Source organism: Lacinutrix sp. 5H-3-7-4, from assembly GCF_000211855.2.
GTDB lineage: Bacteria > Bacteroidota > Bacteroidia > Flavobacteriales > Flavobacteriaceae > Lacinutrix.
Genome location: NC_015638.1, coordinates 1993728 through 2006746, shown reverse-complemented (window position 1 = coordinate 2006746; position 13019 = coordinate 1993728). Strand labels below are relative to the sequence as shown.

The window sequence follows — 13019 nt, the reverse complement described above, 5'->3', positions numbered from 1 at the left end:
CTACATTATCTTTAATGATACATTTACATACTAAGAAACTATTTCTTTTAGTTTCATTTTTCGCTACTCTTTTTTCTTTTTCTCAAGAAGAAGTTTTAACTAAATACACCAGCTCTAACAAAGGTAAATTTTATATTAGTTGGGGAGGAAACAGAGAAACGTTTTCTAAATCTGATATAAGATTTGAAGGAGAAAACTATGCTTTTACCGTAAAAGATGCCTCTGCAAAAGACAAACCTAAAGGTTGGCATATAGATTATATAAACCCAACACGTATTACAATACCACAAACAAACTTTAAACTTGGGTATTTTATAAACGACAAGTACTCAATTTCACTAGGTGTAGACCACATGAAATATGTACTAGTAGAAAATACAACTAAAAGTGTTTCTGGTTATATAAATTTACCTGAAGATGAACCAGGAAGCCAGTTTAATGGTATTTACAATGGTGACGATTATTTTGTTTCAAGAGAATTTTTACAGTTTGAACATACTAACGGATTAAACTACGTGTATTTAGAATTTGCAAGACATGATGATATTTCAAGCCTTTTTAATTTACCAAATACAGATAAGTTTCAAGTAAATATTACCGAGGGCTTTGGTGCTGGTGTATTATATCCAAAAACAAATACTACACTGTTGTTAAAAGACAGGTATGATCAATTTCATATTTCTGGTTACGGTTTGCATTTAAATGTAGGTTTAAACCTTACTTTTTTCAAGCATTTTTATATTCAAGGCGATTTACGTGGTGGTTTTATAAATATGCCAGATATTAGAACAACGAGTAATACAAACGAAAGTGCTTCACAACATTTTTGGTTTTTACAACGCGTTATTTCTGTAGGAGGTATATTTAGGCTTTAACGGTTATAGAAACTGCTATCTTTAAAAGTATAAATTTCTTTTAAAATATCGACTAAAACAGTATCGTTAATCGCTTCTAAACTTTTATAACGAAGCGATTTTACAACCTTTCTGTTCTCACCTACCAATAACGCTTTATGTTTAGTAATATAAGCCGAGTGCCAAAAAGCTACATCTACAAATTTATTTTTGTGATTGGCATTTAAATAACATATTGGGCGTTTACCAACATAGTAACACGGTATACTCCATTTGTATTTTAAATCTACCTCTGGTAAAGTATGCTCTATAATAGCTTGAACATGCATTAATATTGCACGATATGGTTCTGGTTGATTGTTTATATATGTTTCAGCAGGATTCACAAATTACCACGTTTCTTTAAAATGGCTTTAAATTCTGAATACATAGGTTCTGGTGTTTTATTTGAGATTTCAATTTGTTTTGTTTCTACATCAAAATCAAATTCATAACCAGAAAAATCTCCACTATATTCTTCTTTAGCTTCAGCAATTAAAATACTAACAATCTTTTTTCTAAGATTATATTCTATGGCTGTAAGTTCTTCTACCTCTTTATGTGTAAGGTTAGAATGGTTTTGCCAATTAATTTTCATGTAACATGGAGTTTACACAAAGAAAATTAATTTACATTCAATTAACAAATAATTAACGTTTAAAATAAACTAATTAAACCAATAGCAATCATCGCTATCCCGATAACAGCTTTAAACGGCATTAGTTTATCTGATAGTTTTTGTAAAGAATCTTTAAATGCAGGTGCTTTTACAATAACATGTGTTAATAGCAAAAAACCTCCTAAAACACTTACTATATTAAAAAATAAGCTACCAGAACCAAACAAACGCAATAAACCAAGTATTACTAATGCTGCGCCAATAATAGTTTGAAAAGGCGCTAAAACACCTGCTATTTTATTAAAAAAATTACGTTCTCCATCCCATTTATCTAATGTTGCTAAACCTAGAAGTATGCCTCCTGCAATGTTTGCTATAATTAATAATGTAACAATCATGTTATTTGTTTTTTAATTGGTTAAAGTTTAAATTTAAAAAAAGAGGCGCAAAATTGCGCCTTTTTTTTAAAAATAATTATGAATTAAAAATCGTTTGGGTCGTTGGGATCTGTACCGTTTTCAATTTCGTCTCCATCATTAACGCCATCTCCATCGGTATCTGGATTTGTTGCATCTGTTTCGTCTCCTGTACCTGCTGTGCCATCTGGCCCATTGGTTTCTTCTAAATTTGTTAAACCATCACCATCGCAATCTTGTGATGAGTTTGGTGTAAATGGATCGCAAGCATTGTTTGGGTCTGTTATAACACCGTTGGGATTAAGTGGTGTATTTGGATCGTTTACACCTGTAGTTTCTTCACAATCTGTTAATCCATCATTATCGGTATCTGTATTATTTGCTCCTAAAAAATAAATAAATCCTACAGAAAATTGATTACTTACTGTATTTGTAGCTCTCACATAAACTTGTTGTAACATTGCACCATTTTCGTAAGCTGTTGTATTTATTATAGCATTTACGTTTGCCTCTGCATCGGCTTGTGTTTCAAAATAAGTAAATGTTGTGTTTGTGTAGGTTACACCATAAGTTTCGGTTAAATCGTACTCTAAAACATTATCTTCACAATTGTTTGCATAAATTTCTGAATTAAAATCTATTACATCTTGTGGGTCTAAGTAGTCTGGTATACCATCGCCATCACTATCTTCGTTAGTTGGGTCTCCATCAAAATCATAATCTTCATCAATTGTATTAATACCGTCACCATCATCGTCTTCATCTAAATAGTTTGGAGTACCGTCTTGATCTGTATCATCGTCTTCCAGGTTATTATTATTGTTTAAATCTTCATCTAAATCTAAAACGCCATCACTATCTGCATCACCAACATTTTCACAAGACATTTGCGAACCAAAATCTGTTGTTGGCCCACTAAAATTTCCTGTTATTACACCAGAGGACTGCCCATTATTTACATCTACAAACTGAATCGAGTATGCTGTGTTTGATGCACAATAATTTATAGTTTGAGAAAACTCACTATTTGTTACTGGTATAACACTAGTTTGATTAGCGTATACTAATTGTATATATCCATTTGTTATTTCTGCATCATTACAAGACGTAAAATTTGCTGTTAATGTTGTAGATAATGTAGCTGTATTTGAAAGGGTTACTGTTATATTTTCGTCTTGAGAAAATGGTCCAATTGTAGTGGTTATATTATTTCCCGGACACCCAAAATTATCAATTGTTAAAGTTAAAGTTTCGTTTGCAGGTACTAAACCACATGTAATACCAGTGCTATTTGTATAACCTGATGATGCAGAATTCCATCCTGCTATTTCTCTTTGCAATTCTACTGGTACAAATCCTAATGGGTTTCCTGTTTCGTCTTCTACAGTTACACACAATTGTATAGATGCAAATGGGTCGTCGCAATTCCAGAAACTAAAATGTGCTACTTCTCCAATATATCTATTACCTTGTAATGTTGCTGTTCCTTCTTCTTTCCAGTACCCATTATCGTCATCAAAATACCAAAGCGGTATTGTTGCAGGTGCATTTGCTATACTACCTCCAACTGGCACTCTAATTGTTGCTGGAGAACCTTGAGCTAAACTTAGTTCTTCTCCATTTGTTCCTCGTAATTCTACGGCTATCATACCATAGGTTTCTAAGGCTCTTAAATCTCCATCTATAGTTTCGGCTATTAGCATTCCTGGCATTTGTATTGCCATATTTTCATTATCTACATTTAAACCTTTTAAAGACACATCTACATCTCCATTTAAATACGGTTGCCCAAACTCATCTACATAATCTCCAGGTAAATCAACCTCTGTTCCATCTGGTAGATCTATAGTTAATAATTGTCCTGGTGTTAACGTTACAACAGGTTCTAAAGACAATAGCATTATTTTTACCTTATTTGTACCGCTTGTAGGAACAATTGCTCTTGATCCATCTATAAATCCAGGTTTAGTAGCTTTAACATATGCAAACTTCTCATAAACTGTTGCTTCTAAAATTGAAAATACACCATTAGCATCTGTAACTGCAAATGCATTACCTATTCTAATTTCTACTCCTGCAATTGGATTATTTTCTTCATTAACTACACTACCAATAAATCGGGCTTGTATATCTGACCCAAAATTTTCTAAAAACGGATTTATTTCACCTTGCTCAGTATTTTCATTAATTGGTATATTATTATCACTCTCACAAGCTGTAATAGCAACTAACAAAATTATTGCTAATATGTTTTTTATAAATTTCATATTTTTTTATTTATTACTTTTAAATATAACAACTAGTTTTTACTTTTTACTAACTGCTTTTTTTATTTTTAAGTATTAAGATGCTTTTTTTATAGTTTTAGATTTAACCTTATTATTTTTAGAATTACGGTTTTTATCTTGAACATTTCTTACAATAGTACGTACTCTATTTCTAGTTAAAAATCTTGGCAAAGTAGCTAAAAACTTATTAAACATACCTGGAATAGCCACTACTCTTCCTTTATGCATTGCTTTATAACCATAAACGGCAACTGCGTTAGGGCATGCTATATTAAAGTTTATTTTATTTTCAGTTGAGGCGCTAGAAACCACATCCTGAAATCCCGTATTTGTTTGTCCTGGGCATAAAGCGGTTACAGTTATACCTGTGTGCTTAAGCTCGTTTGCAATAGCTTCTGAAAAGGATAACAAATATGATTTTGAGGCATAATATAAAGCCATCATTGGTCCAGGCATAAATGCTGCTAATGAGGAAACATTTAAAATTTTTCCTGAATTTTGTGCTTCCATATTTTGCAACACAAGCTTTGTTAATTGCGTTACTGTTATTACATGTAAATGCAACATATTTGCTTCTTTACTCCATGAGGTATTTGAAAAAGACCCAAAAACACCAAAACCTGCATTATTTATTAAAACATCTATTGTTTTGCTATTTATCTGGCTATATACATGTTTAGCGCTATCTACCTTACTTAGGTCTGATACTATAATTTGAGTATTAATATTGTACTCTTTTTCAATTTTAATTTTAACCGCATTTAATTTTGTATAATCTACATCTACTAAAACCAAATTATAATTGTCTTTAGCTAATAAGTGTGTAAACTCTAAACCTATACCAGATGCGGCACCTGTAACTATTGCTGTTTTATTTTTATTATTCTTTACCATCTACATAATCTTGCAAATAAGCAAAGCGTTGTGTTAGTTCACCTTTACTATTAGTCATACGGGCGCGACTTAAAATACCATTTTTATCGTTATTAAAAAAAGCTGGAATAACGTGTTGCAAAAACATATCTCCAAAACCTTCGCTGGCATCTTTTGGTAGTTCGCAAGGTAAATTATCTACTGCCATTACTGTAATGGCATTTTTAGCATTAAATGCTACTTCTTTTTCGGTTTTAGGATCGTAACCATAAAACGGATCTGCTATTGTAGATGGACGTATTGTAGAGGCTACTGGTCCATCTATATCGCAAGATATATCTGCTACAAGATTTATTTTAAATTCTGGGTGTTTAGCATCTTCTCTTGTAAATAGGTATGGTGCACCATCACCATAAAAATGTCCTGCAATAAAAAAATCTGTAACTTTGGCATATGGCATAAAATTACTTTTATAACCTGATGCATCTTTATAAAACTCAAATTTATCACCTACCTTACCGTCTTTACGTTTTGCATATTCCATAACGTCTGCCATGCAATACACAGGTTCTGTAAATTCACTTGTTAAGTATAAGGCGTCACTAACTTCTTTTATATTTAAATGGTCTAAAATTTCTTTAGCACCGTGTGCTACTTTTCCTGTTCCTGTAAGTAATATTTTAATATTAGGAATTGTTATTTTATTTAATTCTGCTTTTACTGCTTCTAAATCTTTTAAGGTTTCTACTTTTGGTAAGTTAAATAAGCCGTCACGCATCCCTAAGGCTCTAAAACCGTTGTAAGCGCCAACTAATCCTGCATAGCGGCCAAAACCTATTAATCGTGCTCCGTTTTCTCGCACAATTGTTTCATGGTCGTAAAGTTCTATTTTTTTATTTAAAATAGCTTTTAAAAGTTTACGATTGTATGGTTGTTTTTTAATGGTATGGCTGAAGAAAAAATATTTTTTGTTTGGTATTAGTGCTTCTATTGGCACTTCTTTTACTCCAAACATTACATTAGCATCTGCAACATTTTCTGAAACTGTAAAACCTAAATTTTTATATTCTGAATCGTTAAAAACTCTAATATTTGATGACTCGATAACAATTTCTGCCTCGGGAAAATTACTTTTTAAGGTTTTTAAATCTTGAGGTGAAAATACGACACGACGATCTGGCGGGTTTTTACGTTCTTTTATTACTGCAAATTTCATGTAAAATATCTTAGTTGTTTTCGCTAAAATACTTCTATTAATCGCGTTGCGCAAATAAAGTTAATTGACTCTGGATACTTCGCTTTCTGACTTTAATACAAAGTCTCCGTCGTCTTGTTTTATGTACAATGCTTTATTGTTTGGTTCTCCTTTTCTTGTAACTTCTATTCCTTTTATGGTTTTTGTTACTGCTTTTGTATAGCTTTGTTCTACTTTACCTCTTGCGGTACCGTTTGCCCAATCCCATTTTACTTGAGTTCCTGTTTTAATCATAATTATTGATTGTTTTTTGATAATAGCTTATCAAATTTATCTTAATATTTTTAAAAATCCTATTTGGTATGCCTTTTGATTTAATTTTTTTATTAATTTCGCCATCCTTTGAAACTTATACTATTGTTTCTTGGTGAAGCGCGTTAAGGATTGATGCGGCATCCTTTTGCTTTTTTTGCAAAAGATATAGCGGAAAGCCTGACCAATACCAGCTTTTTCTGCTTGTATTGGTAACGCCAAAATTACTATATTAGAGTTCTTTTAATTTTTTGAATTGAGAGACTTTTGTTTTCCTATTTATATTTGGGGCCGACTGGTTTTGACAGCGAGATTAATTAAATAGTAAGCACGTCGTGTAATGATTTTGAAACACGTTAAAGGCTAGATCAACTTTTTAAACGGCGAGAATAACTACGCTTTAGCTGCCTAATCTGAATTATAGTAGGATTAAGCCTCGGCTCACAAGGTGAGCAAGCTTTATGTCTCCGGAAAGCCTTGATTGGCGGCGTTCCATTTTGAGGCATCGTAAATGTCAAGATAGAATAGGTAGTGCTTTGATGCTTATTTGAAACTAAAAAAGATAAGTTAAAAGTGGGTTGTCTTTAACCAGCTTTTAATCGAAAACCCAAGAAAAGAATAAACGTGTAGAAAGCTCTTTGGTTACTTGTTTGGACGAGAGTTCGATTCTCTCCGGCTCCACAAAAAACCCTGTAAAATACTGTTTTACAGGGTTTTATTTTTACTGTCGATAATTAAGTAGATAAAAACTTCATCAATTGTTATTGGGATGTTTGAATTGGTATTTAGTCTTAAACAAGTCTAGAACCAACAACTGTATGAGCTCTTAAAATAATAATTTATTTAGAACCATACTAGATCTTAATAAAAAATAATTACACAACAAGTTACATACTTTATTAAACTAAAATTATTATTTGGGTATAAAAAATAAATGAACATTAATACTATTTTTAAATTATTACAGTTTAAAAAAGTTGCGATAACCTGCCAAAAATAAAATATATACAAACTCTAATAAAAGTTGGTATATACCGCCAAATTTGTTTGCTAACCGGTACAAAAATGATTATGTTTGGTATATATAATTGTTGTAGCACATTTGACCAAATCAATGAACAGACTATTAATCATCATTTTTTTTGCATTTAATTTTTCCTTTGGACAAACGATTCAACACGAACCAAGAAAATTATTTGTAGCGACTTTAAACGTTCCTCAAAACACAAGGAATAGTAATGACGCATTTACAGAGTTTGCATTAAAGAACAACCTAAAACAACTTCTTTGCTTTAGAGATGGACAAATTTCATCCGACATCAACTTTGACAAAAACGGAAACGTTATCACCATAATTGAGAATGATAACACAATAATCAACAAAAGTGAATATCAATACGATGGAAAAGGGAGAGTTATCAAAACATCACATTATTCGCCAAATGGAAATTTTAAATATGGTTATGAATATGAATATTTGAAAGACACAAAGCTGACTTATGAAAATCCCGGAAGAATACTTAAAAACAAAGACATTTTTATAAAGGACAAAAACCAAAAGATTTCCATCGATTACGGAACCGACAAAGAAATTGTTTCTAAAAAAATAGAAATATTTAATGCAAATGGAGAATTAAAACAAAAACAGGAATTTTCCAACGGCAGATTAAACCGAGAATTTATCTATTATTCAAAAGACGGAGAAAAATACGAGGACAAAATATTCTACCCTGAAAACAGAGAAAAAATTATCGAGACAAATAAAATATTAGACAATGATGTGATTGACAAAAACGGAAATACAATCATTAACTATTCTGGCGATTTTAAGGTGTCTGAAAACAAATACAATTCTGCAAACCGATTAATCTCATCTGACTTTTATTCAATAAAAAACGGACTTTGGAAAAAAGAAAATTACGAATACAGGAATGATACGATTCTAATAAACAAATCACAGGATTATATATTAACTGGTAAAAACAAATCTTATCAGTTTATATACAATAACGTCGGATTTTTAGAAAAAGTAATTAAAATTGACGGAACTGAAAAAGAAATATTTGAGTATAAATATCAACTGAACGAAAAATAAAAACGTGCTACAACAACGTATAAAATTAATTGCTAGTGCAAGCTTACTTACGAAAATCCTCGCGGATTTTCTATTCGGTTTGTATTTGCTAAATTAGGTGCTTAAACCACGCAACTAATCTTATACAAGACCGTTGTGCAACATTTGACCAAAAAATGAAACTATTCCGATTTTTAAAGAAAAAACTGAACGAGCTGGATAATATTCCAAAAGAAAAACCGACTGAAAAAATTACGGAAAGAACAACTGCGGAAACTGAACCCAAAGCGGAAATAAAAACTGAAAATATTGACCGAACGAATTGGACTGGTGAAAATTTTGAGTTTCTGATATCCGGAGTTGATGAAATTCCAAACGAGGAATATGACAGAATAATGACACCGAATTCATTTGATTGGAAAAAAATATTTAAAGACGACTGGCCTTTTTATGTTGTTGGAGAAGATGAGTTTAGTTTTTCGTGGGAAATGCCTGGAATTCAATTCACTTTTAATAAAGAAGTTAAATATGAAAAAGCAAAAAAGATTGCGGACGAAATTATTGAGAATATTAACTCAATCGGACAGAAAGCGGAATTAATAATTTTGGAGAAAAGTAAAATTTATCGATTTGAATAAAAAACGTTGCACAACAATGTATAACCGCAATTACGGCGGATTCGACTACGTCCGAATCCACTCGGAATTGCTAACGTCAGTGCTTAACCGAAAATTATTAACTTTAAATCCGTAACTGACGGTTATACGAGACCGTTGTAAAACATTTGAAAAAGACAATCAGCATACTAACATTCTTCTTAATTCTTTCTTGCTCTTCCGAAAAAGACAAGATTGAAAAAAGTACTGATATGACTTATTTAGGTGGAATTATAGAAAACTATATGTTTGAGTGTACTGACGCAAATCAATTAGAAGTTCACACTAAAGCGAAATACAATCCAACCGATTCTACTTTAACTTTCTTTATTGGTAAATCTAAAACAGAATTCTTTCAGAAGTGGGAAATTCCATTACAAGATATTTATGTGGATATAAATTTTATTCATTCATTGACAGATACAATGAAACAAATAAACATTAAAGCAACTGAAAAAGATTCTGTTATTCAATATTCTGACAAAAGAAATATGACTTTTAAAATGACAAATTCTTATAATATTTATTTATTTGATTGGTGTGATACGGAAAAACAAGAAAACTTTATAAGTGCATTAGAGAGAATAACTGAATTGAGTAAACTTAAATAAAAATGCAAGAAACCATCAAAAATGGGATTCCTATTCACGTTGATTTAGCACCAAATCGTGACGAAGTTTATTCAGGAATTTGCCTAAAATCTAACGACAATATCTTCATATTTATCTGTTTTAATGACGAGACAAAAGAATTTGATGGTTTTGCAATTATTAGAAATTTCGAAATTGAAAAATATCGAGAATGGGACGAAGAAGAATTAAGTGAAATAAAGAATAACAATTACTCTGAATTTATCGGAAAACTACCACTCGAAAAAATGAACAATATGTTCGAATGTTTATCGGAATTGGAAAACGAAGAGTTGATTGCAGTATTTACAGAAGCTGATGATGATTCATATTTTGTCGGACAAATTAAAAATCTAACAGAAAATGAAGCGGAATTAAAATTAATGAATGAAGATGCGGAATGGATTGAAAATAAGAAAATAAATATTGCCGAAATAACTTATATTGGATTTCGGACAAGTATTGAAAAAGAGTTACTGAATAAAAACGTTTTACAACACCGTGTATAATTAATTGCTTGGTTCACTGCCGACTTACGAACATTCCTGCGGAATATTCTATTTGTGATTTATTTGCTAAATTAGTTGCTTAACCACGCAACTAACCATACACAAAACCGTTATTGTTAATGCTGACCCGTCCTGAATAAAGGCTACATAATTTAACACAATTATGTACAAAAATGACAAAGTAATTAGACGGTATTCAGAACCTTTTAAATTAAAAATTCTGGATGAACTTAGTAAAGGTAAACACACAAAGAGCGAACTTTGTAAACTCTACTCTATTGCACCTACAACTGTTAACGAGTGGATTAAAAAGTATAATCGTAAAGACTTAATGAACACCAGAGTAAAAGTGGAAACTAAAGACGAAATATCTAGAATTAAAGCGCTACAAAAAGAGAATGAAAAACTTAAAAAGCTACTGCTTAAAAAGGATCTCGATGCTATGGTAGAAGAATCTTACCTGGAGGTAGCTGCTGAAAAATTAGGATATAAAAATGTTCAGCAACTTAAAAAAAAACTCAATATCTAGCCTTTATTAAAACTAGAAATAGAGCTAAGGGATTTGCTTCTTTATCAACTATAGCTAGTTGTTTTGGACTTAAACGTGATGCGTATTATAAATACAAATCTAGAGCTGATAAACGTTTAAAAATAGAACAACAAATTATAGAAATTGTAAGTAAAAGACGTAAATCCCTTCCTAGAGAAGGCGTGCGTAAACTCGAAAAATCACTAAAAGACGATTTTATCAAAGCTAACTTAAAAGTTGGTAGAGATGCTTTGTTTAACGTGCTTAGAAAACACCAAATGCTGACTCTTAGAAAGAAAACTAGTGCCAAAACAACGAATTCTTATCATCGCTTTTACAAATATAATAACCTGATAAAAGATATGGAAATTACAAGGCCAAATCAAGTGTGGGTAAGTGATATAACATACATAAGAACTATTAAAGGTTTTTGTTATCTCGCTTTAATAACAGATATGCACTCTCGCAAAATTGTTGGCTATGATCTTAGTGATAGCTTGGAACTAAAAGGATGTGTAAGAGCGTTAAATAAAGCTATTTATCAAGCTAAAAACATTAAACAACTTATTCATCATTCCGATAGAGGAATACAGTATTGTAGCAATCAATACACCCAAATACTTAAAAGTAAAAAGATAGATATTTGTATGACTGAAGAAAATCATTGTTACGAAAATGCCATGGCTGAACGCGTAAACGGCATACTTAAAGATGAATTCTATCTCGACCAAACCTTTGATAACGTGGCTCACGCTAAAAGAGCTGCAAAAAATGCAATTAATTTATACAACGAAATAAGATTACATTTATCTTTAGACTATAAAACACCTAATATGGTATATAAATTATCAGCGTAAATTCAATTTTAAACTGTAGCCATATTTCAGGACTAGACATGCTGGAGGACATCGAAAATCATCAAACTTTAAGTCCAAACTTAAAAATATTATTATCAAATTAATTCGGAATAAAGTTTGTAGATAAAAAACTATCTTTGTTATAACAAAAGTTAGGATTATGAATATAGAGACCACAAAATTAGAATTAATGCATCTTTTACTTCAAACACAGAAAGAAAGCATTTTAAAAAAACTCAAATCTGTTTTTGAGGAAGAGCAAGTGGATTGGTGGAATGAAATGTCTAAAAAAGAACAAGAAGAAATCAAGATTGGTTTATCGCAAGCTGATAAAGGGGAATATAAAGCTAATGAAACAGTAATGAAACGATTTGATAAATGGCATTAAAAATCGTTTGGACACCACAAGCTGAAAATGGATTAGATAAGGTTTTGGATTATTTAGAGAAAGAATGGACTATAATGGAAATTCTGAATTTAGAACAGAATATTAATGACCTTTTAACTCGAATAAGCAAATATCCTAAAATTTGTCCTCAAACTGGAAAGTATAATAATGTTCACAAAGGATTGGTTGACAAAAACAATTATATAATCTACAGAATTCAACCAAAAAAGGAATTAATTGAAATCATTAACTTTAGAGGAACGAAACAAAAACCGATAAAATAAAAGCACTAAAAGCCAACAATGCATATATTTTATTGCTAGGTTCTAGCCTGCTTACGAAAGTCCTTACAGACTTTCTATTCGATTTTTATTTACTAACTTAGTGACTTGATCACGCAACAAACCATATACAAACACGTTGTGAGTCATTTTGACCCGTCCTGAATAAAGGCTACATAATTTAACACAATTATGTACAAAAACGACAAAGTAATTAGACGGTATTCAGAACCTTTTAAATTAAAAATTTTAGCCGAACTTACAACCGGAAAACACACAAAAAGCGAACTTTGTAAACTCTACTCTATTGCACCAACAACAGTCAATGAGTGGATTAAAAAGTATAATTGTAAATACTGATTGAGAACGATATTTGACAATTTAACTCAAATCTGAATTGGAATATTATTACAGAAAACGAAATGAAAATTGAAATTATACATTAGAAAGAAATTATTGATTTCCAGTCTAAAATTGACCAAATGACATCTTAAGCTTCT

17 protein-coding genes and 1 other RNA gene are annotated in these 13019 nt (G+C 31.1%); 11 read left to right on the top strand and 7 right to left on the bottom strand.

The annotated features are described in order from the left end of the window. Nucleotides 1-14: 14 nt before the first annotated feature. Complete coding sequence (locus tag LACAL_RS08930; RefSeq protein WP_013870403.1) at nucleotides 15-875, top strand: hypothetical protein; 861 nt, start codon at nucleotides 15-17, stop codon at nucleotides 873-875. Here LACAL_RS08930 and LACAL_RS08925 read toward each other — a convergent pair. The 7 genes from LACAL_RS08925 to LACAL_RS08895 all read right to left on the bottom strand — a co-directional run bounded on the left by LACAL_RS08925 (nucleotide 872) and on the right by LACAL_RS08895 (nucleotide 6578). Then, a complete protein-coding gene (locus tag LACAL_RS08925; protein WP_013870402.1) occupies nucleotides 872-1240 on the bottom strand; it encodes a DUF1801 domain-containing protein in 369 nt (122 codons plus the stop codon). The genes LACAL_RS08930 and LACAL_RS08925 overlap by 4 nt on opposite strands. After that, on the bottom strand, nucleotides 1237-1491 hold the full coding sequence (locus tag LACAL_RS08920; RefSeq protein WP_013870401.1) for a hypothetical protein: 255 nt from the start codon (nucleotides 1489-1491) through the stop codon (nucleotides 1237-1239). Before LACAL_RS08920 ends, LACAL_RS08925 begins: the two co-directional genes overlap by 4 nt. A gap of 59 nt (nucleotides 1492-1550) precedes the next feature. Continuing rightward, the gene (locus LACAL_RS08915) at nucleotides 1551-1910 is read right to left on the bottom strand and encodes a hypothetical protein (RefSeq protein ID WP_013870400.1); all 360 of its coding nucleotides are present in this window, start codon (nucleotides 1908-1910) and stop codon (nucleotides 1551-1553) included. Nucleotides 1911-1993: 83 nt separating this feature from the next. Further along, complete coding sequence (locus LACAL_RS08910; protein ID WP_013870399.1) at nucleotides 1994-4195, bottom strand: carboxypeptidase-like regulatory domain-containing protein; 2202 nt, start codon at nucleotides 4193-4195, stop codon at nucleotides 1994-1996. Nucleotides 4196-4270: 75 nt separating this feature from the next. Next, a complete protein-coding gene (locus LACAL_RS08905; protein ID WP_013870398.1) occupies nucleotides 4271-5110 on the bottom strand; it encodes an SDR family oxidoreductase in 840 nt (279 codons plus the stop codon). Then, the gene (locus LACAL_RS08900) at nucleotides 5097-6305 is read right to left on the bottom strand and encodes an NAD(P)-dependent oxidoreductase (RefSeq protein ID WP_013870397.1); all 1209 of its coding nucleotides are present in this window, start codon (nucleotides 6303-6305) and stop codon (nucleotides 5097-5099) included. The genes LACAL_RS08905 and LACAL_RS08900 overlap by 14 nt, the downstream gene beginning before the upstream one ends. A gap of 60 nt (nucleotides 6306-6365) precedes the next feature. Next, a complete protein-coding gene (locus LACAL_RS08895; protein ID WP_013870396.1) occupies nucleotides 6366-6578 on the bottom strand; it encodes a DUF2945 domain-containing protein in 213 nt (70 codons plus the stop codon). Nucleotides 6579-6883: 305 nt separating this feature from the next. Between LACAL_RS08895 and ssrA the strand changes: the two genes are divergently transcribed. The 10 genes from ssrA to LACAL_RS15570 all read left to right on the top strand — a co-directional run bounded on the left by ssrA (nucleotide 6884) and on the right by LACAL_RS15570 (nucleotide 12879). Continuing rightward, nucleotides 6884-7280, top strand: a transfer-messenger RNA (tmRNA) gene (gene ssrA / locus LACAL_RS15195). A 430-nt stretch (nucleotides 7281-7710) separates the two neighbouring features. Continuing rightward, nucleotides 7711-8691, top strand: coding sequence for a hypothetical protein (locus LACAL_RS08890; protein WP_013870395.1), 981 nt, complete (start codon nucleotides 7711-7713; stop codon nucleotides 8689-8691). Nucleotides 8692-8846: 155 nt separating this feature from the next. Then, nucleotides 8847-9308 (top strand): hypothetical protein, encoded by a 462-nt coding sequence (locus LACAL_RS08885; protein WP_013870394.1) that lies wholly within the window; start codon nucleotides 8847-8849, stop codon nucleotides 9306-9308. A gap of 146 nt (nucleotides 9309-9454) precedes the next feature. Further along, nucleotides 9455-9937, top strand: a complete 483-nt coding sequence (locus LACAL_RS08880; protein ID WP_148256134.1) for a hypothetical protein — start codon at nucleotides 9455-9457, stop codon at nucleotides 9935-9937. Between the two features lie 2 nt (nucleotides 9938-9939). After that, nucleotides 9940-10464, top strand: coding sequence for a hypothetical protein (locus tag LACAL_RS08875; protein ID WP_013870392.1), 525 nt, complete (start codon nucleotides 9940-9942; stop codon nucleotides 10462-10464). A 163-nt stretch (nucleotides 10465-10627) separates the two neighbouring features. Beyond that, complete coding sequence (locus tag LACAL_RS08870) at nucleotides 10628-10993, top strand: transposase (protein WP_013870391.1); 366 nt, start codon at nucleotides 10628-10630, stop codon at nucleotides 10991-10993. Nucleotides 10994-10998: 5 nt separating this feature from the next. Further along, nucleotides 10999-11850 (top strand): IS3 family transposase, encoded by an 852-nt coding sequence (locus tag LACAL_RS08865; protein WP_013870390.1) that lies wholly within the window; start codon nucleotides 10999-11001, stop codon nucleotides 11848-11850. A 160-nt stretch (nucleotides 11851-12010) separates the two neighbouring features. Beyond that, nucleotides 12011-12238: a hypothetical protein gene (locus LACAL_RS08860; RefSeq protein ID WP_013870389.1), complete on the top strand. Its 228-nt coding sequence runs from the start codon at nucleotides 12011-12013 to the stop codon at nucleotides 12236-12238. Then, entirely contained in the window at nucleotides 12229-12522 is a 294-nt protein-coding gene (locus tag LACAL_RS08855; RefSeq protein WP_013870388.1) for a type II toxin-antitoxin system RelE/ParE family toxin, read from the top strand. Before LACAL_RS08860 ends, LACAL_RS08855 begins: the two co-directional genes overlap by 10 nt. A 189-nt stretch (nucleotides 12523-12711) precedes the next feature. Further along, nucleotides 12712-12879 (top strand): transposase, encoded by a 168-nt coding sequence (locus tag LACAL_RS15570; protein ID WP_237700982.1) that lies wholly within the window; start codon nucleotides 12712-12714, stop codon nucleotides 12877-12879. Nucleotides 12880-13019 lie beyond the last annotated feature (140 nt).